Raw genomic sequence first — 24679 nt, 5'->3', positions numbered from 1 at the left:
CCTCGTCAGCCGTTTCATCTGCCTCGCGAGTCGCCTCTGGCTCAGCTGGCTCGTCCGCTAGAGCATCGTCTTCGTTTAACTCTGCTTGCGGTTCGTCATCAGCGTCCTCGTCGGCCGTTTCATCTACCTCGCGAGTCGCCTCTGGCTTAGCCGATTCGTCCGCCGGTGCGTCGTCTTCGTTTAACTCGGCTTGCAGCTCGTCGTCAGCCGTTTCATCTGCCTCGCCGGTAGCCTCTGGCGCAGCTGGCTCGTCCGCCGGTGCATCGTCCTCATTTAACTCTGCTTGCGGCTCGTCGTCAGCGCCCTCGTCAGCCGTTTCATCTGCCTCGATAGTCGCTTCTGGCTCAGCTGGCTCGTCCGCTGGAGCGTCGTCTTCACTTAACTCGTCTTGTGGTTCGTCGTCAGCGTCATCGTCAGCCGTTTCATCTTCCTCGCGAGTCGCTTCTGGCACGGCCGATTCGTCCGCCGGTGCATCGTCGCCCTCATTTAACTCGGCTTGCGGCTCGTCGTCAGCGTCCTCGTCGGCCGTTTCATCTTCCTCGCCGCTAACTTCTGGCGTGCCCGATTCGTCCGCCGGTGCGTCGTCTTCGTTTAACTCGGCTTGCGGTTCGTCGTCAGCGTCCTCGTCAGCCGTTTCATCTGCCTCGCTAGTCGCTTCTGGTGCAGCTGGCTCGTCCGCCGGTGCGTCATCTTCATTTAACTCAGCTTGCGGCTCGTCGTCTTGCTCGACGCGCGTCTCTGAGCCTTGATCACTTGTAGGTGTTTCTTCTGATTGCTCATCCGACGTGTAAAGAAGTTGCTCGAGCTCCGCTTCGTTCGGATCACTGTCATCTTCTTCTCCCCACAGTGCCGGATCGTCCTCATCAGCGAGTGGGTCTGGTTCATCGTCATCCCCCAACACTTCTTCTAGTAAAGCGTCAGAATCTTCTAGATGAGGATCATCATCTTTGTCTAAGACTTCATCCAGTAATGCATCACTACTTTCATCGAATTCGTCCTCAGTATCATCCCCTTCATTTAGCCAGCTGTCCTCGTCTTCTTCATCACCGACAAGTTCATCAAGCAACTCTGTCGTGTTATCGAGAGAAACGGCATCGTCATCGTTATCATCATCTGATAAGTCAATATCTTGGCTTAAATCCAGCTCAGGCTCATCGTCCAGCACCGAGTCAAACAAGGCGTCATTAGGCGCTTGCTCGTCATTGTTTTCGCTCTCTCGTGAAGCCTGTTCTTTGGTCTCGGTATTTTCGTCCTCAGGTTCATCAGCAGCGGAGACCTCATCGGCAGTCGTGTCTTCACCCGTTTCGCCTGCCAACAAGGCATCGATATCGTCGACATCACTGTCATTGCCTTCTTCGAGCGCTTTGGCCCACTCTGCGGCAAGTGCTTCATCAGCACTCATTTCCTCTTCAGGTTGCTCTGCCTCGCCCGTTTCTAATTCGCTGTCATCGTCGGATGATGTGTCATCGGCGGCGCTTTCCGTATCAGCCGGCGGCGCATCTGCCAACTCATCCAATGCGCGCTCCATGTCTTCAAGACCGATAGCATCATCGCTGGTGGGCGCGACACTCGATTCATTGCCAGCCATGTCATCGAGTTCGTCATCAAGATCCAGATCGTCCAGGTCGGTATCATCGCCAAACGCGACATCCTCGTATCCCTTACCGTCATCGGTGATCTCTAGCTCATCGTCATCTTGCGGATCGTCAACATCGCTTTCATCGTCATCCGGATCGGGCACCATGACCACAGGCATATCGTCCATATCATCATGATCCAGCGCCGCAGGCTCTTCCGCGTCTTCCTCTTGCTTTCTACGACGTGCGAGGAAGAAGAATATCGCGCCTGCAATCAAGGCCCCAGGAATGATGGCCAACATGGCAAGCAATAATGGGCTATCAAGTAAAGACTCAACCGCGGATGGGGGTTGGGTATCCTTTGCCACCTGTTGCTGACGCTGGGTTTCTAAAAATGCTCGGATCTCTTTATTAAGCTCGGCATCACCACTTACCTGTTCTTTTAACGCGCTCAACTCGTGCTGCACTTCAGACAGACGGACCTTGAGCACATGATTGCTCTCAACCAGGCGAGTCATCTCTTGATCAGAGGCTTGCAGCTGAGACTGTAGGTTTTGTACCACTTGTGGCTCTGGGGCGCTCGCTGTCGAGCTCTCACCACTAGGTTGGGCGTCTGACGCGTCTTCGCTATTTGGTGCTGGTTGGGTCTGCGCAGCTTGGTTATTATCGGCTTGTGCTGACTGTGGTTGTGGGCTCGGTTGCTCAACCTGTTCGCTCAGGGGCGTGGTATTTTGGGCTTGCTTACGCGCTTCATCAATTTCAAGCCGATTGATCACGTCCTGGGTGCTTTCTCGCTCAATTTGCGTCAGCGTCGGCATCACTAAGGTGCTACCCGGCTGCAAGCTATGAATATTGTTGTTGGTGAATGCGTCGGTATTAAGACGAAAAATCGCACCGAGCGTCTGATACACACTTACTTGCGTATTAGGACGCATTTGAGTCGCAATCGACCACAAGGTTTCGTTGGCCCCAGTTGGGCCATATTGTTGTGCCGATGCAACCGCTGGCGTCGGTTGGGGCGAGGCGGTTTCGGCCGCCATTTCATCTTGCGGACCAAGAATGCGTATTGCCGCTTCGACCGGCAACGTTGAAACACTGACAAGCGCAACCGCCAATACCCCTGCGACGGCAATGAGATGCCGCTTAACGCGATGCGGGGTTTTGGTCAATCGAGTTTGAGAAGAAGACTGTTCACTTTGCTGTGCGTTGGACACACCCGCACTCCCTTATGGCAAAAATGGCCTCACTAAATATCTAACTATATCGGAAGCCATGCTAAAAACTGTAGTTTGGTGATATAAAAGTGTGTTGCGCGATCAAACTGTGGGCGCTCTGCCTCAGTTTTGACTCGATGATAGCATCGTCACACGTCGCGTATCGTCCATCGTTGCAAATTTAATGCCTAAAAAAATACCCCATCAACGGATGGGGTATCAATCAACCTAGTGTGGTGATGGGCGGGCTATCACGCTCTTTTACGGATCATAGGCTTGTTGATTAAAGGTAATCGCGAACCAGTACTTCAGCAATTTGCACTGAGTTCGTCGCTGCGCCTTTACGCACATTGTCTGCCACCACCCAGAGGTTAAGTCCATTGGGGTGGCTGATATCATTGCGAATACGCCCGACGAGCACTTTATCTGAGCCAGTGCCTTCTTTCACCTGTGTAGGATAGTCTTCCCCTTCAAAGACCTCGATATGTTCATGCTGACTCAAGATCGCCACCGCTTCCGTCGCGTCAATCGGTTGACGGCACTCAAGGTGCACAGCTTCAGCATGACCGTAAAACACGGGCACTCTCACACAAGTAGGGTTAACCCCTATCATCTCATCGGCAAGAATTTTCTGAGTTTCCCACACCATTTTCATTTCTTCTTTGGTGTAGCCATTTTCCATAAACTGATCAATCTGGGGCAAACAATTAAAAGCAATTTGCTTGCTGTATAACGCAGGCTCCGCATCTTGGCTGTTAAGCAATTTAACCGTCTGTCCGGCAAGCTCATCGACGCCTGCTTTCCCTGACCCAGAAACCGATTGGTAGGTAGACACATTTAAGCGTTCGATACCGACGGCATCGTAAATAGGTTTTAATGCCACCAGCATCTGAATCGTCGAGCAATTTGGGTTAGCAATAATATTACGGTTACGAAAGTCACCAATCGCGGCGGCGTTCACCTCAGGCACCACCAAGGGTACGTCGAAGTCATAGCGGAACTGCGACGTGTTATCGATAACGACGACGCCCGCATCTGCTGCAATCGGCGCCCAGTGCGCAGAAGCCTGTGCGCCCGCCGAGAACAAGCCAAGCTGAACCTGTGTCCAATCAAACTTGTCGACATTTTGCACACGCAAGCTCTCACCTTTGAAGCTAATGGTTTCACCTGCACTTCGCTCACTGGCGAGGAGGTGTAGCGTGCCAATGGGAAAATCGCGCTCTTCTAAAATCTCGATCATGGTGCGCCCTACCGCACCGGTTGCGCCCAAAATGGCAACGTCAAATGCTTGTGTCATGCATGCTCCTCAATACTAAAGCCCAGCTTAGCCAGCGACTGTAACCCGAAATCAGCCTGTCCGGCTACCGTGATCGCACTGTACTCGCGTCGATCCCAGTAATTTTTTCGCAATTGGTCAAAGGCTGTACGCTGAGCCTGTTTGTCATCACCTGCGGTATGCATGGCACGACGAAAATCACTGTCATCTCGGCGAATATCGTAGACCAATTGGGTCAGTGCCATCAGATCGCTTTGTTGCCACGGCTGTGCCAAGGCAACCTGTGGAATCGGCGCCGTGGGCAGCAGCTCACTGGCATGCACACGATGAGGCAAGTCAAGGTGTTCACACAGTGCGTTAAAGACCATGGTGGTACCACGGGCTTTTCCTTCCAGACCATAGCCTGCAATATGAGGTGTGGCAAACGTGAGCTGGTCCATAAGGGCAAGGTCGACCTCAGGCTCATGTTCATAAACATCCAACACCGCATCAATGTCGCCTCGTGCTAACCGCGCTTTAAGTGCATGGTTGTCAACAATCGGGCCACGCGCAGCATTTATCAAAATGCTGCCTGACGCAAGCGCCTCTAACCGAGCTTGATTCATGAGGTGGTAAGTGGGGTGCTCACCAGTCGTGGTCAAAGGTGTATGGAAAGTGACCACGTCCGATTTTGCGATCAGAGTATCAATGTCCACCATGTCAGCAAGGTTCTCTCGAGCCTGACGAGGTGGGTCGCAAAGCAAAGTTGTAATCCCAAGAGCCGCAAGCCGCGCAGCCAAGTAGTCTCCCACATGACCCACGCCAACAATACCGACTGTGCGGTCGGTCAATTTAAAGCCTTGCTGTTGTGCCAATACCAATAAAGCACTGATCACATATTCCGCGACACCAACCTTATTACAACCTGGCGCTGCCGTGCCATGGATGCCTTGTGCGTGCAAGGCGTTAAAATCAAGATGATCTTCACCAGCAGTGGCTGAACCGACAAAACGAAGACGGGTGGCACCGTCAATCAGCGCATGGTTCACTTGCGTGACGCTTCTCACCATTAATGCATCAGCATCGATTAAATCCGCGGCACGGATTGCGCGCCCGGGTAATGCAACCACCTCACCCAATTGACTAAACAAGGTTTGGGCATAAGGCATGTTTTCGTCTACGACAATTTTCACGTTCAACGTCCTATGTGAGTCGGTGCATCGCTTATCGGATGCTAAATGCGAGAAGGTTATTGTATCTGTCTCACGGTAAGAAAACACCCTTCAGCTGAGCGGGTTACCCCGCTTACCGGGTGGCCTCAGACATAAAAAAACCCGGCCGAAGCCGGGTAAATCCAGGACCTGAAAAGACCATTAACGGCTCTCAACGATAATGATCCGTGTCTGATGGCAGAGTCTCTCTGCAAACCTGGAAACAGGCGCGGGATCAGCTGCGATACTTTTCAATCACCAAGGTGGCGTTGGTACCGCCGAACCCAAAGCTGTTCGACATCACGCGCGTCAGTGCTTGCTCTCGCGGTTGGGTCACAATATCTAACCCTTCAGCCGCGGGATCCAAGTTCTCCACATTGATACTTGGCGCGACAAAGCCTTGTTCAAGCATCAAGGTTGAATAGATGGCTTCGTGCACACCAGCAGCACCGAGCGCGTGACCTGTCATTGACTTAGTCGCAGAAATGGCTGGGCTCTTACCGCCAAACACTTCTTGAATTGCGCCTAGCTCTTTCACATCACCCACAGGCGTTGATGTACCATGCGTATTGATGTAATCAACCTCGCCATCCACATCTTGCATCGCCATATTCATACAGCGCACAGCGCCTTCACCCGACGGTGCCACCATGTCATACCCGTCAGACGTTGCACCGTACCCGACAATTTCACCGTAGATGGTCGCACCACGCGCCAACGCATGCTCCAGCTCTTCCACGACCAGCATGCCGCCGCCACCTGAAATGACGAAACCGTCCCGGTCCGCGTCATAGGTGCGTGATGCCTTTTGCGGATCATCATTGTATTTGGTTGAAAGGGCTCCCATCGCGTCAAACATCATGGTAAGCGACCAATCCAGCTCTTCACCGCCACCGGCAAACACCACATCTTGTTTACCCAGTTGAATCAGCTCTAGGGCATGGCCGATACAATGTGCCGAAGTCGCACATGCAGAGCTCATGGTGTAGTTCACCCCTTTGATTTGGAACGGAGTCGCCAAACACGCTGAAACAGTTGATGACATGGTGCGCGGCACCATGTAAGGGCCAACACGTTTAACCCCTTTCTCGCGCAATGTATCAACGGCGGTAACTTGGTTAACGGATGACGCGCCCCCCGACCCGGCAACTAAACCAGTTCGTGGGTTAGAAACCTGCTCAGGGGCTAAGCCCGAGTCTTCGATTGCCTGTTCCATCGCTAGGTAGGCAAAACCCGCCGCGTCACCCATAAAGCGCATTCTTTTGCGATCAATATGGTCGGCGGGGTTGAGTTTGAGATCACCCCAAACATTGCTGCGCAGCTTCATATCTGCAAACTGCTGAGAAAAGTTAATGCCAGATTTTCCCGCTTTGAGCGACTCCAGCACTTCTTTGACGTTGTTACCAATACTGGAAACAATCCCCATGCCTGTAATGACAGCTCGTTTCATGATTCTTTCCTAGACGTTAATTTCGCAGTGGATGATAGCGTTTTTAAAGCTGATAAGTGGTCAGCTTTCCTTAGAGCCAGTACAATTTGCTTTTTCCTTTCCTGTGTAAGAGGCATTTGTGAGCACTCCCTCGATCGACCACGCAAAAATCAGCTGGAATGATACGGGCACCCCCGTCGCGGAACAGTTTGATGACGTCTACTTTTCCAATCACGACGGTTTGGCCGAGACCCGCTATGTGTTCATCGAACAAAACCAACTTCCCGCACGTTGGCAAACCGCCACATCATCCCGGTTTGTGATTGCGGAAACCGGCTTTGGCACTGGGCTCAACTTTCTGGCTACTTGGGCAGCATTCGAGCAGTTCCGTCAAACCCATCCAAATGCACCTGTGACCCAGCTTCACTTTATCAGTTTTGAGAAGTACCCCCTGACAGTAGAGGATCTCGCCCGTGCACATCAAGCTTGGCCAGAGCTGGCAAGCTATGCTGAGCAATTACGTGCCTATTACCCCGTCCCGCTCGCGGGTTGTCAACGTGTCGTCTTGGCTCAAGGTCAGATTACACTCGATTTGTGGTTTGGTGATATTAAAGATTGGTTACCACAAGTGCCAACGGGCCCTGGAGGGATCGTGGATGCTTGGTATTTAGACGGCTTTGCCCCAAGCAAAAACCCAGAGATGTGGAATCAAGCCTTGTTTAATGGCATGGCACGACTTGCGCGCGAGCAATGTACCTGTGCCACCTTCACAGCGGCGGGATTTGTGCGCCGTGGCCTTATCGAGGCCGGTTTTGAGATGAAAAAAGTAAAAGGCTTCGGCTTCAAACGCGACATGTTGTCAGGCACATTGCCTGCTCGCCAAGCCGCTGCAAGCTACTCACCTTGGTATGCACGCTCACCTGCCTCAACAGCGGACGACATCGCCATTATTGGCGGCGGCATTGCCAGTGCCGCCTTAATCACCGCATTGCTTCAACGGGGTAAGCAAGTCACGCTGTATTGCCAAGACCCGCGCCCTGCGGCTGGCGCATCTGGGAACCATCAAGGCGCCATTTATCCGCTTTTAAATGGCAATAACGATAATTTAAGCCAGTTTTTTGCCCCCGCCTTTTTGTTTTCTCGCCAATTTATCGATCAGCAACGCACGCGAGGTATCCCATTTGAACACGACTGGTGTGGCGTCACGCAACTCGGCTACGACGAAAAAAGTGCCGCTAAGCTCGCTAAGATGGTCGATGGTGCCTTTCCTGAAGCATTGGTCACACCGTTAAATGTCGATGGCGTGAGCGAGAAAGTCGGTTTAGAAACCGGACATGCCGGCGTGTTTTATCCGCTTGGCGGCTGGATGAGCCCGCAACAGTTTACCGCGGGCGTGATTGATGCAGCGATAGCCAGCGGGCAGCTTGATGCTTATTTTGGTTGTCATGTGAATGCGCTGACGCAATCGGACAATGGTTGGACACTCGATACCAGCATGGGTGAGGTTTGTCATCAAAATGTGGTGATCGCCAATGGCCACCAAGCAGATAGCTTCAGCCAAACACAGCCTATTCCGGTTTACCCCGTGCGCGGTCAAGTCAGCCATGTGCCCACCAATACCGAACTCAGTAAGCTCAACACTGTATTGTGTTTCGAAGGCTATTTAACACCGGCTAATCAGGGGGAGGAACATTGTCTAGGCGCCAGCTATCGTCGCAATAATGCTGACTTAGCGTTCCAAGCTGCCGATCAGCTAGAAAATCAACAACGCTTAACCGATTGTATCGACACTGAGTGGGCGCGCGCGGTGCCACTGGCGGAAAAAGGACGCGTTGGGGTGCGCTGCGCCAGTCGCGACCATTTACCCTTTGTGGGCAACGTGTGTGATTATGACGCCTTGGTTTCCACCTACCAAACCTTGCAAAAAGACAAAGAAAAGGCGGACGCCGTTCCCGTTTACCCAGGATTATTTTGCTTACTGGGGCTCGGCTCTCGCGGCCTCACCTCAGCGCCATTGGCGGCAGAAGTGCTAGCAGCACAGCTGTGTGACGAGCCTTTACCTTTACCTCAGTCGGTCCTAGACACTCTGCATCCAGGGCGAATGTGGGTTCGTAAGCTGCTAAAAGGTAAAGCACTGTAGCCCCCTCGGATAAGGTCAAAAAAAAAGCCATCGTCGAGGCGATGGCTTTCTTTTTCCAAGACGTATCGTTTGTGATACCGCTTAATGTTCGATTTAAAACAGCACGTTACGCGTCTTTTTCCACTTGCTGCTGCAATAGATCCCACAGCGCTCCGACGAGACGTTGGTCGCCGGGTGACAGCTCACTGGCATTGTCATTGAGACTGGCATCGACGCGCGCTTTCAATGCTGACACCTCATCAACGCCTTCCAACTCACAGTCCGCTGCCGCTAAAGAAACGTGGCCACGTAAATAGCCACTGGCAAACAATTCATCGTCTGAGGCGGTTTCTACCATCTCATCGATTAACGCTAGAATGCGTGCTTCGTAGTCTTGAACTTTCATCTTTTTAACCTTGGCTTGGCTTGGCAACGTAAAGGTATCTGGCGTCAACGGTGCAACACCATAAAAGTCTCGCAAGGTATCAGAAAACTGCTTGGCGCGCACGGGCAAAGCGGCGCTTGTCGATGCATCCGAGACATATTGTACGACTTGTTGCCGAACTTTATCAGTAAACGCGTGGCGATCGGGCTCAACACCACTTAAATTGTCGCAGCTCACTTGAAAGCGAAACCCACAGCTTGCAGAGAGGATCCATTCAATCGCTTGCGGCTTCACTTCGACCGCCTCGAAGGCCGCTTGCGTGTCAGCGTCACGGCCATCCGGATGATACCAATAGCCATAGTCTTCCCATTGACGGCGCTGCACACCGGCAATGGTCCAGTGTGCAATTTCGTGTAAGGCAGAGGCAAAAAATCCGCGGGCAAAGATCACGCGGTGATGCGGGTGCGCCGCATCCGCAGGTAAGTAAATAGGTTCATCCCCGCCACGCACCAGCTCAGTATTGAAAGAGGCAAGAAAGGATTGGTTAAAAAGTTGGATCAAGTCGTGATAATCGTGGGTCATACTGCTCTTTAATAAGATCAAATATCAATAAGAAAACAAAAACACGCTCTTAGCGATAAAAAGCCGCACATACCTCGGCTAAACCTTTCAATATACACATTCTTTTTAATGTGTTTTTTACTACAAATTTGATTGTGAAAGGCAAATAAGGCCACTACAATGCGCGTCAATTTCTAATCTCAATGTAAGGTGTCGGGTTGTATGTTGTTATTGACGCTTTATGTCATAGGCATTACCGCGGAAGCCATGACAGGCGCGCTCAGTGCCGGGCGAAAACACATGGACTGGTTTGGGGTGATGTTTGTCGCTAGTGCCACCGCTATCGGAGGCGGGACAGTCCGCGATATTCTTTTTGGCCACTACCCTCTAACCTGGGTCGCTAACCCACACTTTCTCGTGATCACCTGCCTCGCCGGCTTGATCACGCCATGGATTGCCAGTTGGGTTGCTCGCAATTATAAACTCTTTGTTACCCTAGATGCACTGGGCCTTGCCGCTTTTAGTATTATCGGTTGCCGTGTGGCGATGGATATGGGGTTACACCCGTTAATTTGCATGGTTTCATCCTTGATTACCGGTATTTTTGGTGGGCTATTGCGCGACTTGATCTGTCGTCAATCGCCTATGGTATTGCACAAAGAGCTGTATGCCTTGGTCGCCTTTGTCACCGGTGCGCTCTACTTTAGTTTGATTCGACTTGATGTCGGTGAACTGATTGCGACCGTCGCCAGTTTAGTGATTGGTTTTGGATTCCGAATGGCGGCTGTTCGCTTTAGCTGGTCGTTACCGGTTTTCCGCTTTGAAGCCCCTTCCTCTCTACACTGATAAAAAAACCGCACAACGTAGTGCGGTTTTTGTCTGTCGCGTGAGAAGAACGCGCTGTTAAGTGCTGGGGTTTTCGCCCATTTGTCCACGATGACGCAGCAAGTGGTCCATCAACACAATCGCCACCATCGCTTCAGCAATCGGCACCGCACGGATACCCACACACGGGTCATGACGACCACGCGTCACCACATCCGCGGATTCACCGTGAACATCAATACTCTTGCCCGGCACGGTAATGCTCGAGGTGGGTTTGAGCGCTAAATGTGCCACCAATGGCTGGCCTGAAGAGATCCCACCGAGAATGCCACCAGCATGGTTTGAGGCAAACCCTTCAGGGTGAATTTCATCGCGATGTTCACTGCCACGCTGCTGCACCACATCAAAACCATCACCAATTTCGACCCCTTTTACCGCATTGATCCCCATTAGCGCATGGGCAATATCTGCATCTAAGCGATCAAATACCGGCTCACCTAGGCCTACCGGCAGATTCTCCGCCACCACGGTCAGTTTGGCACCAATTGAGTCGCCGTCTTTTTTGAGCTGACGGATAAGTGCATCTAACTCCTCGAGCTTATTTGCGTCCGGGCAGAAGAAGGGGTTTTGCTCGACTTGAGCCCAATCGACCGTGTCTATGGTCACCTCTCCCATCTGCGCCAAGTAAGCACGCACTTGAATGCCATGTACTTGCGCGAGGTATTTTTTAGCCACCGCGCCTGCAGCCACGCGCATCGCCGTTTCACGCGCTGACGAGCGACCACCGCCGCGGTAGTCGCGGATGCCGTATTTATGATGGTAGGTAAAGTCCGCATGACCGGGACGAAACACATCTTTGATTTTGGAGTAGTCTTTCGAGCGCTGATCGGTGTTTTCGATCATCAACCCGATCGATGTCCCCGTGGTTTGGCCCTCAAAGACCCCAGAAAGGATTTTCACCGCATCCGGCTCACGGCGCTGTGTGGTGTATTTCGACGTGCCGGGACGACGGCGATCGAGATCATGCTGCATATCCGCTTCGCTCAGTGCTAACCCCGGCGGGCAGCCGTCAATAATCGCCCCCAACGCAACGCCGTGGCTTTCTCCAAAGGTCGTGACGCGAAATATCTGTCCTATCGTGTTGCCTGCCATGCCTTCCTCTATTTGCCTGATCGGCATTGTTGTATTTTTGCGTACTTTGTTAGCAATTAACCATAAAGCAACCAAAGACGCAAAAAAAATCCAGGCGCATGAGGCAACGCTTGTCAGTGATAGAGAATAAAAAAGCCAGCTCGAGGCTGGCTTTATATCGAAAAGATGCCTTGCCGCTAATCGCGATAAAGCGCAAATTCATCGGCACACGCAACGAGGTCATGGCGGCTGATCATAAACACGCCATGACCGCCGTTTTCAAACTCAATCCAGTGCAAAGGCAAATGACCATACTGCTCTTGCATATGCACGATCGAGTTGCCGACTTCACAGACCAATACGCCCTCTTCTGTGAGATAATCGGGGGCATTAGCAAGCATACGCCGTACTAACTTTAAGCCATCCGTGCCGGCGGCAAGCCCCAGCTCAGGTTCATGGCGAAACTCATCCGGTAAGTCGTCCATATCCTCCGCGTCAACATACGGTGGGTTGCTCACAATTAAGTCGTATTTATCGTGCGGGACATCTTTTAGTAAATCCGATCGCATCGGGATCACTTGCTCTTCCAAGCCATGATCCTGAATATTGATTTCAGCCACATCCAGCGCGTCGGTGGAAATATCCACCGCATCGATCTCTGCCTCTGGGAACGCATAAGCACACGCGATAGCGATACAACCACTGCCCGTGCATAAATCCATAATCCGGCGAGGCGGGTGAGGCAAGATGCCAGCGAATTCTTGCTGGATAAGCTCACCAATCGGTGAACGTGGAACGAGCACGCGCTCGTCGACAAAAAACTCTAAGCCACAGAAATACGCTTTGTTGGTCAGATAGGCAACCGGTGTTTTATCATTGATACGTGCAATGACACGCTCAACAATACGATGCTTTTCACTGGTGGTCAGACGCGAAAAGCGCGTTTCTGAGGGCACATCGATCGGCAAGTAGAGTGTCGGTAAGACCAGCTGTACCGCCTCATCCCACGCGTTATCGGTGCCGTGGCCATAAAACAAGCCTGCCGCATTGAAACGACTGACGGTCCAGCGCAGCATGTCTTGCAGCGTATGTAACTCGCTGACCACCTCTTCAGTAAAAATCGTATCCACATTGGCCTCCATCGGCTTCATGCAATTGGGGGTCGCCCTTTGACGCGAGGTCAGTACAATAAGCAGCATTTTGAGCTGGCTGAATGTACAATTCAGGTCATCACCTCGGGGACAGTTTTTATGAGCAAAAAACCATCGATGACGGAAGAGGACTTGGCGCTATTCCGTGATGCCGTCAAGGGCGCAAAAAAGTTGAAGCAGGATACCATAAACCCGCCACAACGCCAGACGACCAAAACGCGCAAACAACGTCAGTTTGAGCGACAGAGTAGCGATCATGCGTTTTACTTTTCCGATGAGTTCGAGCCGCTGCTCAGTGAATCGGGCCCGATGCAGTACGCCCGCCAGGATGTCTCTAAATACGAGGTCAAGCGGCTTCGCCGTGGTGTGTATGTGCCCGATATCTATCTCGATTTACACGGGATGACCCAAACAGAAGCCAAACGAGAGCTGGGGGCGATGCTCGCGGCCTGTGTGAAAGACGGTATTCGTTGCGCCAGCGTAATGCACGGGATTGGTAAACGCGTACTCAAAGACAAAATTCCACTGTGGCTAGCACAACACCCCAATGTGATGGCGTTTCACCAAGCCCCACGTGAGTTTGGTGGGGATGCCGCCTTGCTGGTGTTGATTGAAGTGCCTGAGCGCTAAAGCAACCTGTCGCTAAAGAAACAGGTCAGCATCAAGCCGCTTTATCTATTTCGGATTCAAAAGCTGTCGTGGTGACATATGCGCACTCAGCGACGCCTGGTGGGTCGTGACGTCCACTTCTATCATGGCCATGGCTGAGGTCGCAAACATTGGCGGTTGCCCCTCTTGCACCCACTCGTTAGTGAGGTATCCGACTAAGGGCAGATGAGAGACAACCAAGACCACGTCGAGCGTCTCAACCTCTATCATTGCATTGACATAATCATAGACACGATCACTTTGCCCATAAGGGGTGATCTCTTCTTCCGTGATCACCTCTTTTGCATCGGGTAATAAAGGCGCACATACCTGCCATGTCTGTTGCGCACGTAAGTAAGGGCTCACCAACACTTTATCAATCACTTTTCCATCTAATTGCTGGTTCAGCCACGTCGCCATCTGTTTACTTTGTTGTTCACCATTGGCAGTTAGCGCGCGGTCGCTATCACTGGCCGCAAATGCTTGCGCTTCGCCATGACGCATTATGATTACTTTCATCGCCTTAATACCCACATTCATATGCCAAGATTGGCTGCATGCTATCAAGATGAACCGCAAAAGACCAAATAAGTGGTTTGCGACTCTGGTCACTGGTAGTCATACTTACTACTAACTTATTTACTCTGATAGTGAGATGCTTGTGCACGTTAGCCCTAACGACCATAAACACTACCGTTATATCACGCTTCCTAACGCATTACGTGTCTTATTGGTGAATGACCCATATGCGCATCGTAGTGCCGCAGCATTGTCAGTGAATGTCGGTCACTTCCACGATCCAGACGAGCGACAAGGGCTGGCCCACTTTCTTGAGCATATGCTTTTTTTGGGGACTGAGCAGTACCCCGTCATCGGTGACTTTCAGCGCTTTATTAGCCAGCATGGTGGCCACAATAACGCGTGGACAGGCACAGAACACACTACCTTCTTTTTCGATATTCGCCCCCGCCAGTTCGCCGCGAGCTTAGATCGCTTCAGCGCATTTTTCATTTCACCGCGTTTTGATGCTGATGCCGTGGATAAAGAGCGCCAATCGGTCGACGCCGAGTATCGCATGAAGCTCAATGACGACGTGCGACGTATCTATCAAGTTCATAAAGAAACCATCAACCCCAACCATCCATTTGCCAAGTTCTCCGTTGGCAGTGTCGAGACGCTCGCGGACCGCGATGACTCCAATGTACGTGATGATCTCATCGCCTTTTACCAAGCTAACTACAGCGCCAATCTTATGACACTGGCATTGACCGGGCCACAGTCATTGGATGAGCTTGAGCGCTTCGCGAAACAATATTTTTCCGCCATTGCCAACCATCACTACCCCGAACTTGCCATCAATGCGCCCTTAGTCACCAAAAATGAGCAGCATCAATGGGTGAGCATTGAACCTTTAAAAGACGTTCGTAAGCTCACCTTGGCGTTTTCTGTCCCTGAAAGTCCCGAGCAATACCGCACTAAGCCTTTGTCTTACATTGCCCATTTATTGGGGTATGAGGGGCCAGGGAGTTTAATGTCACTATTAAAAAATAAGGGCTATATCAACACCTTGTCTGCGGGTGGTGGGATCAGCGGGCGAGATTTTCGTGAATTTACCCTCGGTTTTTCGTTGACGCCATTAGGGCTTAGCCATCTCGACGACATTATTGCCTATGTTTTTCAAGCCATTGCCCTCATTCGGCGCGATGGATTACAACCTTGGCGTTATCAAGAAAAACGACAAGTCCAAGAGCTGGCATTTCATTACCAAGACCCGCACCGACCCATTGATACCGTCAGTCATTTGGTGATGAACATGCAGCATTATGCGCCAGCCGATCTTCTGTATGGCGACTACATGATGACAGGGTTTGATCGCCACCAGATTCAAGCCATGCTACAACATATGAGCGTCGATAATCTTCGCGTGATGCTGGTTGCCAAAGGGCTAAGTTACGATCAGTGCGCCGATTGGTATCACACGCCCTACGCGGTGAAACGCTTTTCTACGCAACAAATTGCCAAATGGAAAACCGATTACATTTCACCGGCACTGACACTGCCTGACCCCAACCCTTATATTGCCGATGCCCTGCATCCACTGGCTATCGAGCAAGATGCCAGCGAGGTACCAAGCTTAATTGAAGCGCTACCTGGTTTCCGCCTTTGGCATGGCCAAGAACCCCACTTTCGCGTGCCTAAAGGCCACATCTATATCGCCATCGATAGCCCACATGCCGTGGCGACGGTGAAAAACATTGTCATGACCCGCTTAAGTGTTGAAATGTTGCTCGAAGCCCTAAATGAGCAAGCCTATCAGGCTGAAATTGCGGGAATAAATTACAATTTATACGCGCACCAAGGTGGGGTAACGCTGACACTCAGTGGCTTCAATGACAAGCAGCCGCTATTGCTCGAACTTATCTTGAAAACCTTCTCTCAGCGCAGTTTCAACCCTGAGCGCTTCGAGACCATAAAAGCGCAGCTGCAACGTAGCTGGGAAAACGCAGAAAAGAACAAGCCGCTGAGCCAATTATATAACAGCATGACCGGGCTGCTTCAGCCTAATAATCCACCGTATCACGCCCTTTTAGCGGCATTGGAAACGGTGACCCTGAGTGACTTACCTGACTTTGTCGATGCCATGCTCGCCACCTTGCATGTCGATATGTTTATGTATGGTAATTGGCACCGCCATCATGCCAAGGCCTTAGCAGAAACTGTCAAAGACAGTTTGCGCGTGAAAGGACAAGCGTATCAAGAGTCTGTGCGTCCGTTGACCTTACTTGAGGGCGTCGGTACCGTCAGTTTTGAGCGCCCTCTTGCGCATGCTGAGTCAGCGCTTCTAGTGTATTACCAAAGTTCATCGACCGACCCTCAAGCTGTGGCGACCTACACCTTGGCCAACCACCTGATGTCGGCGACTTTTTTCAACGAACTGCGCACCAAACAACAATTAGGTTATATGGTTGGTGCTAATAACTTACCGCTAAACCGCCACCCTGGACTGATTTTTTATGTGCAGTCCCCCATGGCAGGCCCCAACCAGTTAATGGCAGCGATTGACGACTTTCTCAATGCTTTTTTCATGGTGCTGTTAGAAATGACGGAGGCAAGCTGGCAAAGCAGCAAGCAAAGCTTATTGGCACAAGTGAGAGAGCCGGATAATAACCTACGAGCTCGCGCTCAACGTTACTGGATCAGTATTGGCAACAAAGACTATCAATACCAACGTCGCGAGCAGGTTGCAGAGGCGATGGCGACACTCAGTCGCGCGGATATGGTGCGGTTTGTGGTCAATACACTCAAGCCGAGAACCGCAGATAGGTTAGTCATGCACAGTTGCGGGACAGAACATCAACAAGATGCACACCTAGACGGTGCCTATCCGATTGCGGATATCGCTGCCTTCCGCGCTTTATGTCAGCGTAGTGAGGACTAATCTCCCAATCAATAGAAAGGGCAGCCACTGGCTGCCCTTTCTATCATTGGCTGGCTAACGGTTAGCTTTCGGGGTAAAACACCTGCCCTTCTTTGGCCATCACGGTTAAGCGCTCACAAGGAGCAAATCGTTCACCGTAACGATTTTGATGCTCGTTGAGCAAGTTGACCACACGGTCAATGCCGATATGGTCCATATAGCGGAAAGGTCCGCCCAAGAACGGCGGGAAGCCGATACCAAAGATCGCACCGATGTCACCGTCACGTGCAGAACGAATCACGCCCTCATCGAGGCATCGTGCCGCTTCATTGAGCATCATCAATACGCAGCGCTGCGCCACCTCATGACCAGACAACTGGGCGTTAAGGGTAATATTGAGCAAGCTGTAGACTTTCTTATCGGCCTGCTTAGCCTTGCTGCCTTTTTTGCTGGCATCGTAGCGATAGAAGCCCTTACCTGTTTTACGCCCTTTGCGGTCGTCATTCAGCAGCACATCGAAAACATCCGGCGCTTCAAAACGCTCCCCAAGCTCTTGCGTCAGGATAGGCGCTATCTTAGCGCCAATATCAATGCCCACCTCATCAAGTAAGGTGATAGGCCCAACAGGGAAGCCAAAGTCCAATAGCGCGGTGTCGATATGCTCAATGCTTTCTCCAGCCAACAACACGCGCGCGGCCTCATTCATATAAGGGGCAAGGATCCGGTTGACGTAAAAGCCTGCGCTATCACCGACCACAATCGGCGTTTTACCTTGCTGGCGCGCCAGCTTAACTACAGTCGAAATCGTCTTATCACTGGTGTTTTTATGGGGGATCACCTCCACCAGTGGCATTTTTTCTACCGGGCTAAAGTAGTGCAAGCCCACAATGTTTTCCGGGCGCTGGCTGCCTTCAGCGATTTGGTGGATAGGCAATGACGAGGTATTGGTAGCAAAAATCGCGTCCTTCTCGGTGATGGACTCCATCTCTTCCACCATGCGGTGTTTAAGCGATAAATCTTCAAATACCGCTTCGATCACCACATCCGAGTTAGAGAGGGTCGTCGCCTGTGTATCGCCCGATAGCTGCATCATCGTCGCTTGCAGCTCGGCCTTACTGAGCTGTTTACGCTTGCGTTTTTTGTCCAGCAGTTGATAGCTATACCGCAGAGCATTCAAAATACCATCTTCGCTCACATCTTTCACGCGTACGGGATAACCCGCTTTTGCGACCGAAACATGCGCAATTCCCGCGCCCATCAAGCCACCGCCAAGCACGCCAATACGACTGATATCGCTGGGCTCAGCATCGGCACCGTTTTCTTTTTTCATCGCGGTGGTCGCGAAGAAAATGCTACGAAGTGCTTTAGACTCCGACGTCATCACCAGCTCACCAAACTGGCGCGCTTCTTCCTCAAAGCCGGCTTTCAAACCTTTATCGAGGCCCTTTTTCACCACGGATAAAATGGCATCGGCGGCAGGGTAATTACCACGGGTTTTCGCTCGCGCTTTTTTGCCTGCTTGATCAAAGACGATGTTACGCCCAACCGCATTCCCACTCAGCATCCAGCTTTGCCAGCTGCGGTTGCGTTTTGGTTTCGATTTCTGCGCCAGCTGTTCGGCCACGTCGAGCAAAACGGTATCTGGCACACAGTCATCCACCACACCAAGCTTTTTCGCTTTTTTGGCGCGTAACTGTTTGCCCGTTAGCATCATATCGAGTGCGTCAGGCACACCGATAAGGCGAGGGAGTCGCTGTGTACCGCCCGACCCTGGCAACAAGCCTAGTTGTACTTCTGGCAAGCCAAGGCGCGTTTTATCCCAATCTGTGGCCACACGGCTGTGACAGGCAAGCGCGAGCTCCAGCCCACCACCTAGGCAAGGGCCGTGAATGGCTGCCACCACGTGAAATGGAAGCTTTTCAATGCGTGAAAACAGAGCCTGACCTTGCGCGGCAATATCGCGGGCTTGCTCGGCGCTGTCACAGGCTTCTAGCATGCGCACGTCTGCACCGGCCACAAAGTTATCTGGCTTACCAGAGTGAATCACTAGCCCTTTCACGCTTTTATCGTTTTCGAGTTGGTCTAATACCGCGGAAACGCCCTCAACAAAGCTTGCCTGCAGCGTATTCATGCTCTCGCCCGGCACATCAATGGTCAGCCAGGCTATTTGGTTATCAGCAACCGTTAAATGAAAGGCTTGATGGGTTTCTGTGGTCATTATTCTGCCTCCAAGATCATTGCTGCGCCTAGGCCACCTGCTGCACAGGCTGTGTTCAATGCTAATCCGCCGCCACGACGTTTTAATTCACGTAAGGTTTGGGTGATCATCCGCGCGCCTGTCGCGGCAAATGGATGGCCGTAGGCGATTGACCCCCCTAACACGTTGAATTTATCCATATCGATGTCACCAATCGCGCGGTCACGATTTAAATGCTCACGAGCAAAGGCGTCGGAGGCAAACATTTTAACATTGGATAAGGTTTGCGCAGCGAACGCCTCGTGCATATCAATCAAGGTTAAGTCCGCAAGAGAAATCCCCGCACGATCAAGCGCAAGTGGTGTGGCGTAAGAAGGGCCCATCAGCATGTCTTTTTCCACCCCGATGGCGGAGAACGCATACGAGCGAATGTAACCGAGCACCTCAAGACCCAATGCTTTCGCGCGACTCTCTGGCATCATCAATACCGCAGCCGCACCATCAGTCAGCGGCGTGCTATTGGCCGCCGTGACCGAGCCATGCTTACGGTCGAATGCAGGACGCAACTTAGCGTAGTCCTCCAGCGTGGAGTCGGGGCGCAGGTTATTATCTTGTGCAATCCATGTTTTGTAAGGTTCGGGATAGGCCGTCATCACTTCATCGCTGAGCAAGCCTTCATCCCAAGCTTTGCTCGCCAGTTGATGGGAGCGCAGCGCTAGCGCATCTTGCTCTTTGCGTGGGATCTGATGCGACTTTGCCATTTGCTCGGCCGTTTGCCCCATGCTCAGCCCCGTCGAATATTCAGCCACGGCGGGCGGAACCGGTGCCAGATCTTTCACTGAAAGCTTACTGAGCAGCTTTAATCGCTTGCTCATGGTTTTCGCCTTGCTCAAGTCTAGTAATGTCCGCGCCAGTTTTTTACTAACGCCGATGGGCAGTACGGATGATGAATCCGCCCCGCCGGCAATACCCACTTGAATAGTGCCTGCAACCATACTCTCTGCCACATTGGCGACCGCCTGAAAGCTGGTGGCACAGGCACGCGTAACACTGTAGGCATCGGTGTGAATATCCATGCCAGTACCTAGCACGATTTCGCGAGCAATGTTTGGCGCTTCAGGCATTTGCACCACCTGACCAAACACCACTTGATCAATGTCTTTCGGGGAAATACTGCTTCGGTTGAGCATCTCTTGTACCACCATTTTGCCGAGATCAACCGCTGGCACGTCAGTATAAGCGGTTGATTGGCGGGCAAAGGGTGTGCGTAGCCCAGACACAATAGCAATGCGATCACCATTGCTGGTTTTGAGGTGTTGCTGAGACGTCATCACTGCTCCTTAGGATGTTCTACAGGTCTGACCACGAGTGTAACCAAATTGTTACCAGCTTAAAACATCCGTTTTAATTGATTGGTAAGATTGCCAACAGGCGCACAGATCCGCTACCCGTGTCACCACAATGGTTCATGGTAAACAAACGAAAAAGCAAAAAGAAAAATAAAAAAAGGGGCCTTGCGCGAACGCAGGCCCCAAAAATATTGGAAAGCAAAACGATAATCTGGGAAGTGTGCAGTGCTTTTCCCGCACCCAGATCCGAACAGAAAGTCATATCATTCAAAAAGGAAACGCCGTTCACTCAACCTCACGAGTGTCGACACATGGCCGATAACGACAGGAGTCACTTTACCGACTTGTCGGGTTCTAATATTGAAACAGATCAAACTTGTACCGATTTTTCACCTAAGATGAAATAAAATGACAAATCACTCGGTCTTTATAGGCTGACTAATCCATGGATAAAGGCTCATCCGGTATGACCCGACAAGCACGATACGAGGCATTGGTGCGCGCATGGCATCGTGACCTCTACCGCTATGCCTACTGGTTAGCAAAAGACTCGCATATCGCGGAAGACTTGGTGCAAGAAACCTGCTTACGCGCTTGGCGCTCGTTAGACAGCTTGCAAGATGACAAGGCAGCCAAAGCCTGGCTAATCACCATTTTGCGCCGAGAGAATGCGAGGCGCTTCGAACGGAAGCAGTTTGACCATGTGGACATTGACGATGGCGAATTGGAAGACAAAACGCGACCCAGCGAAGAAGCGTCCATGGAACAACGCTGGCTACACCGGCAGATTGCCGCTTTATCACCGGAATATCGCGAGCCCTTGGTCTTACAGGTTATTGCCGGTTTTAGCGGCGACGAAATCGCCCAAATCTTGGATTTGAACAAAAACACAGTGATGACTCGCCTCTTTCGCGCTCGCGCTCAACTCAAAGAAGCGCTGGACACCACCGCCACCTCAGGAGGCCAACAGTATGGACGATCTTGAATTTCGCCGCCGCCTACTTGCAGACCCTTATGATACTGATCCTGAGTTGCAAGCCGCCAAGGCCGAGTCTGAACGTCACCAAAACTATGCGGACGATATCGCCGAGTTGGACAGTAAAATCGACCAAGCGCTTCGCGTGGATGTGCCAGAAGACTTAGCCGATAAAATTTTGTTTTCGCAAACCACCGACGTTGAGCAACGAGCCAAACGTCCGCGCTGGCATCTCGCTATTGCCGCCTCTATTGCCTTTGTGTTTGGTATTGCACTTGGTCAGTTTAATTGGGGGCACGCGACGCTCGACCTTAATCAAACGGCATTGGCGCACTATTATCACGAACATGCCTTTATAGAAGGTATTAACGAGGGGGCGACCATTGAGCAAGTCAACGCGAAGTTACAACCCTTTGGCAAAGCGTTTAATGCGCTCCCCGGCGAGGTGACTTACATCAACCATTGTAGTTTTGGTGAGCAACATGCCCTACACATGGTGATGGAGAGTGATGGACAAGCCTATACGGTGTTTGTGGTCCCGTCTGCCAGTCAGGCGCCCGCACAAAAAAGTGACGGAAAAATGCAAGCCGTCAGCCGCCCCGTGCATTCAGCGAGCGTGATTGTGGTCGGCGAGGCGAAAAGCGCCGCCGCCCCCATTGCCGAGCAACTGCAACAGCAACTCACCCCCAGAGCGATCTAACCGCGTATTGTGCGCCCTCTCGGCAGGCAGAGAGGGCGCATGCTGTGATTTTTCCTTCCGCGCCAACGACTTTTCGCCTCCTAATGTGTAACAGGTGTGCGCTGAGTTCATCCTTCGTCGCTTAAATCCCCGCCAACACAGCAGATAAAAACACTAAAAACTCGTTTTTTGTTGTTTCATTATTTTGTTTTTACCCTTTATCGTAGCGATAAATTGATTTACGCACGCGAGCTTTTACTCTAGGCCTCCCTTTATACAGCGAACAAGTAAGCAGATGAAAAATAATAAGATCGTTTATCTTGCCGTCGCCACCGCGCTCGGCTCTCTTTCCACGACCGCACACAGTGCCGGTTTTCAGCTCGCAGAAACCTCAGCAACCGGCCTTGGCCGCGCTTTCGCAGGGGAAGCAGCAATGGCGGATAACGCCAGTGCGCAATTTCGTAACCCTGCGCTATTAAGCTACCTTGCCGACACGCAAGTATCAGCAGGGGGTATCTATGTGAACCCTAACGTTGATATTGATGGGACAAACACAAACATCTCGAATGATAAAAAGACTGCAACGTCAACCGATGATGTTGCCCATGATGCCGTGATCCCTAATTTCTATTTTGCCCATCAAATCGACGATCGCTTTACCGCGGGCTTAGCTCTGGCGACCAACTTTGGCATGGAAACCGATTTGGGCAATGACTTTACTGGGACCCAGTTTGGTAACGAAGCGGCGGTGACTACCTTTGAGATCAACCCTAATATCGCTTGGAAAGCCACCGAGCAATTACGCCTCGGTGCCGGTATCCGTTATGTGTTGGGAGAAGGGAGTATTGGCGCGCAAGCGAATACGATGGCCGCTAACAAGTCCATTCCGGCAGGATCGACTTTAAAATATATGGAAGGGGATGACCGTGCTTGGGGTTGGCAATTGGGGGCCGTGTACGACATCAATGACAAGCACCGCGTTGGTATTAGCTATCGCTCCGAAGTAAACCTAACGCTGGATGGACATGCTGAAGGGGTCACTTACAACAAGATAGAAATTGATAAAGGTCAACTCGCACCAAAAGACCTTTTGAGTGGCAACCACTATCCCGGCAGTATGGATCTCACCCTGCCCGCTACCGCCGAGCTCTCTTCGTTGCATCAACTGACTGAGCAGTGGGCGGTACACACCAGTATTAACTGGACCGAGTGGAACAGTTTTGACAAGTTAGAAGCAGATATTCCATCGCTGTCTAATGACCCACAAATGGTAAAAGTAGAAAATTGGGAAGATAACTACCGCTTTGCCATCGGCACCACCTATCAGTGGGATCAGCAGCTGACGCTCCGCTCAGGCGTTGCCTATGACACGTCGGCGGTAAGCGATAAAAATCGCACCCTGACCATCCCAGAAACTGACCGGACCTGGTTAAGCGTGGGCGCCGGCTATGACGTGACCCCTAAGCTCACGCTAGATGCGGCCTTTACCTATGTGTTTGCCAAAGATGCCCCGGTGAAAGAGCCGCGTGATGGCATCAACTCTGAATCAGAGAAAAATGCAGAGGCTCTATTTGGTAAATTTGAAGGCGAAACCACAGGTAATGTGTGGTTAGTTGGCGTGCAAGCCAGCTATCGTTTCTAAGCATCACGCCTTATCCAACAAAAACACCACGGCTTTGGCCGTGGTGTTTTTTATCGCGTTTTACCTAACTCGCTTACGCTGATCTACGGCGCGGCATCGATATCATCGATAAAATCATCGAGAAACTCATCATCCAAGGCAGGTTGTTGCTCAAGCGCTTCATCCCCTTTGGCGCGATAGCGACGGTTTTGCAGGTAAGCCTCTCGTGCAAACGCATAAGGGTCCGGCGAGTTATCCAATTGCGACTCCTGAGACACTAACGCTGCGCGCGACTCCATCCCATCAAACATCCATTTTAAAACCGACTGCGGCAGGGTGAGTAACGCAAGCGGCGGATAAAGGCCATCAACGACTTCGCCCGCGCCTTCTCGCACTGAGGTAGGCCCATAGCCAGGCAGCATAATATACGCGCCCGTTCCCACATCATAGTGACCGATGGCATCACCAAATTCGCGCTGATCATATTTTTGAATATCAGCCGCTGACGCGATATCAATCAAGCCCCCTAACCCAAACAAGGTGTTGATCCAAAAGCGGTTAAAATGGGTCGCGGCTTTCTCGCCTTCCAGCATGATCAAACTATTCAACATGCTGGCGGGCTCTTCGAGGTTGCCCAAAAAGTTAGAAATCCCGGTACGCACGGGGCTTGGCACGTAATCAACATAAGCGATTGAAACAGGACGCGCCACATAGGGATCCAGATAATCGTAGTTGACCGTCCACATCGCACGGTTAAAGCCTTCTAACGGGTCTTCTGGGTGCGGCTCTGCCCCTGGCGGACGTGATACACAACCGGATAACAGGCCGAGTACCGCCACCATCAAACACAGACGTTTCCACATCAAATGGGATTCCTCTACACAATGAAAGGCTGGGAATGCCCAGCCTTGCTAACAATGATGACTATTCTGT

18 protein-coding genes and 1 pseudogene are annotated in these 24679 nt (G+C 51.6%); 7 read left to right on the top strand and 12 right to left on the bottom strand.

The genetic code is table 11. The features are described from left to right. The 4 genes from EHW56_RS12635 to fabB all read right to left on the bottom strand — a co-directional run. The coding region (locus EHW56_RS12635) for a FimV/HubP family polar landmark protein (protein WP_371416110.1) at positions 1–2791 on the bottom strand (2791 nt) is incomplete at its 3' end. 283 nt (positions 2792–3074) lie between these two features. Then, positions 3075–4088: an aspartate-semialdehyde dehydrogenase gene (locus EHW56_RS12630; protein WP_046074897.1), complete on the bottom strand. Its 1014-nt coding sequence runs from the start codon at positions 4086–4088 to the stop codon at positions 3075–3077. Continuing rightward, positions 4085–5239, bottom strand: coding sequence for a 4-phosphoerythronate dehydrogenase (locus EHW56_RS12625; RefSeq protein ID WP_077668780.1), 1155 nt, complete (start codon positions 5237–5239; stop codon positions 4085–4087). Before EHW56_RS12625 ends, EHW56_RS12630 begins: the two co-directional genes overlap by 4 nt. Positions 5240–5492: 253 nt before the next feature. Beyond that, positions 5493–6707, bottom strand: a complete 1215-nt coding sequence (fabB, locus tag EHW56_RS12620) for a beta-ketoacyl-ACP synthase I (RefSeq protein WP_152796290.1) — start codon at positions 6705–6707, stop codon at positions 5493–5495. 118 nt (positions 6708–6825) lie between these two features. Between fabB and mnmC the strand changes: the two genes are divergently transcribed. Beyond that, positions 6826–8826: a bifunctional tRNA (5-methylaminomethyl-2-thiouridine)(34)-methyltransferase MnmD/FAD-dependent 5-carboxymethylaminomethyl-2-thiouridine(34) oxidoreductase MnmC gene (gene mnmC / locus EHW56_RS12615; protein ID WP_172970033.1), complete on the top strand. Its 2001-nt coding sequence runs from the start codon at positions 6826–6828 to the stop codon at positions 8824–8826. A 106-nt stretch (positions 8827–8932) separates the two neighbouring features. On the opposite strand, the gene EHW56_RS15570 is transcribed toward mnmC, so the two are convergent. Continuing rightward, complete coding sequence (locus EHW56_RS15570) at positions 8933–9211, bottom strand: YfcL family protein (RefSeq protein WP_077484690.1); 279 nt, start codon at positions 9209–9211, stop codon at positions 8933–8935. A 27-nt stretch (positions 9212–9238) separates the two neighbouring features. Continuing rightward, a pseudogene (locus tag EHW56_RS15565) lies at positions 9239–9772 on the bottom strand (elongation factor P hydroxylase); the annotation flags it as partial. A 201-nt stretch (positions 9773–9973) separates the two neighbouring features. On the opposite strand from EHW56_RS15565, the gene EHW56_RS12605 reads away from it, so the two are divergent. Beyond that, positions 9974–10597 carry a trimeric intracellular cation channel family protein gene (locus EHW56_RS12605; protein WP_046074903.1) on the top strand — a complete coding sequence of 208 codons (624 nt, stop codon included), beginning with the start codon at positions 9974–9976 and terminating at the stop codon, positions 10595–10597. Positions 10598–10654: 57 nt separating this feature from the next. On the opposite strand, the gene aroC is transcribed toward EHW56_RS12605, so the two are convergent. Together aroC and prmB are read right to left on the bottom strand one after the other, a co-directional pair. Then, on the bottom strand, positions 10655–11728 hold the full coding sequence (gene aroC / locus EHW56_RS12600; protein ID WP_046074904.1) for a chorismate synthase: 1074 nt from the start codon (positions 11726–11728) through the stop codon (positions 10655–10657). Positions 11729–11904: 176 nt separating this feature from the next. Further along, a complete protein-coding gene (gene prmB, locus EHW56_RS12595; RefSeq protein WP_077606560.1) occupies positions 11905–12837 on the bottom strand; it encodes a 50S ribosomal protein L3 N(5)-glutamine methyltransferase in 933 nt (310 codons plus the stop codon). A gap of 120 nt (positions 12838–12957) precedes the next feature. Between prmB and smrB the strand changes: the two genes are divergently transcribed. Next, the gene (smrB, locus tag EHW56_RS12590) at positions 12958–13488 is read left to right on the top strand and encodes an endonuclease SmrB (RefSeq protein ID WP_046074905.1); all 531 of its coding nucleotides are present in this window, start codon (positions 12958–12960) and stop codon (positions 13486–13488) included. A 45-nt stretch (positions 13489–13533) separates the two neighbouring features. Here smrB and sixA read toward each other — a convergent pair whose 3' ends face one another. Then, positions 13534–14025 (bottom strand): phosphohistidine phosphatase SixA, encoded by a 492-nt coding sequence (gene sixA / locus EHW56_RS12585; RefSeq protein ID WP_077578029.1) that lies wholly within the window; start codon positions 14023–14025, stop codon positions 13534–13536. 142 nt (positions 14026–14167) lie between these two features. Here sixA and EHW56_RS12580 point away from each other — a divergent pair, with 142 nt between their 5' ends. Continuing rightward, positions 14168–16945: an insulinase family protein gene (locus EHW56_RS12580; RefSeq protein WP_172970034.1), complete on the top strand. Its 2778-nt coding sequence runs from the start codon at positions 14168–14170 to the stop codon at positions 16943–16945. Between the two features lie 61 nt (positions 16946–17006). On the opposite strand, the gene fadJ is transcribed toward EHW56_RS12580, so the two are convergent. After that, entirely contained in the window at positions 17007–19142 is a 2136-nt protein-coding gene (gene fadJ, locus EHW56_RS12575; protein ID WP_077665883.1) for a fatty acid oxidation complex subunit alpha FadJ, read from the bottom strand. Beyond that, positions 19142–20452, bottom strand: coding sequence for an acetyl-CoA C-acyltransferase FadI (gene fadI / locus EHW56_RS12570; RefSeq protein ID WP_077578027.1), 1311 nt, complete (start codon positions 20450–20452; stop codon positions 19142–19144). Before fadI ends, fadJ begins: the two co-directional genes overlap by 1 nt. A gap of 463 nt (positions 20453–20915) precedes the next feature. Here fadI and EHW56_RS12565 point away from each other — a divergent pair, with 463 nt between their 5' ends. The 3 genes from EHW56_RS12565 (at position 20916) to EHW56_RS12555 (ending at position 23767) form a co-directional block, all read left to right on the top strand. Further along, positions 20916–21455, top strand: a complete 540-nt coding sequence (locus EHW56_RS12565) for a sigma-70 family RNA polymerase sigma factor (protein ID WP_152796285.1) — start codon at positions 20916–20918, stop codon at positions 21453–21455. Next, positions 21442–22146 (top strand): DUF3379 family protein, encoded by a 705-nt coding sequence (locus tag EHW56_RS12560; protein WP_077771491.1) that lies wholly within the window; start codon positions 21442–21444, stop codon positions 22144–22146. Before EHW56_RS12565 ends, EHW56_RS12560 begins: the two co-directional genes overlap by 14 nt. Before the next feature lie 274 nt (positions 22147–22420). Continuing rightward, positions 22421–23767 (top strand): outer membrane protein transport protein, encoded by a 1347-nt coding sequence (locus EHW56_RS12555; RefSeq protein ID WP_152796283.1) that lies wholly within the window; start codon positions 22421–22423, stop codon positions 23765–23767. An 83-nt stretch (positions 23768–23850) separates the two neighbouring features. Here the strand turns inward: EHW56_RS12555 and EHW56_RS12550 are convergent, their stop codons facing one another. Beyond that, positions 23851–24609: a VacJ family lipoprotein gene (locus tag EHW56_RS12550; RefSeq protein WP_152796281.1), complete on the bottom strand. Its 759-nt coding sequence runs from the start codon at positions 24607–24609 to the stop codon at positions 23851–23853. Between the last annotated feature and the right edge of the window lie 70 nt (positions 24610–24679).

Origin of the sequence: Salinivibrio sp. VGrn1 (assembly GCF_009377995.1) — a bacterium.
GTDB classification, from domain to species: Bacteria; Pseudomonadota; Gammaproteobacteria; order Enterobacterales; family Vibrionaceae; genus Salinivibrio; species Salinivibrio siamensis.
Note: the sequence above shows the minus strand (reverse complement) of the source record. Positions and strands in the feature narration are given on the sequence as shown.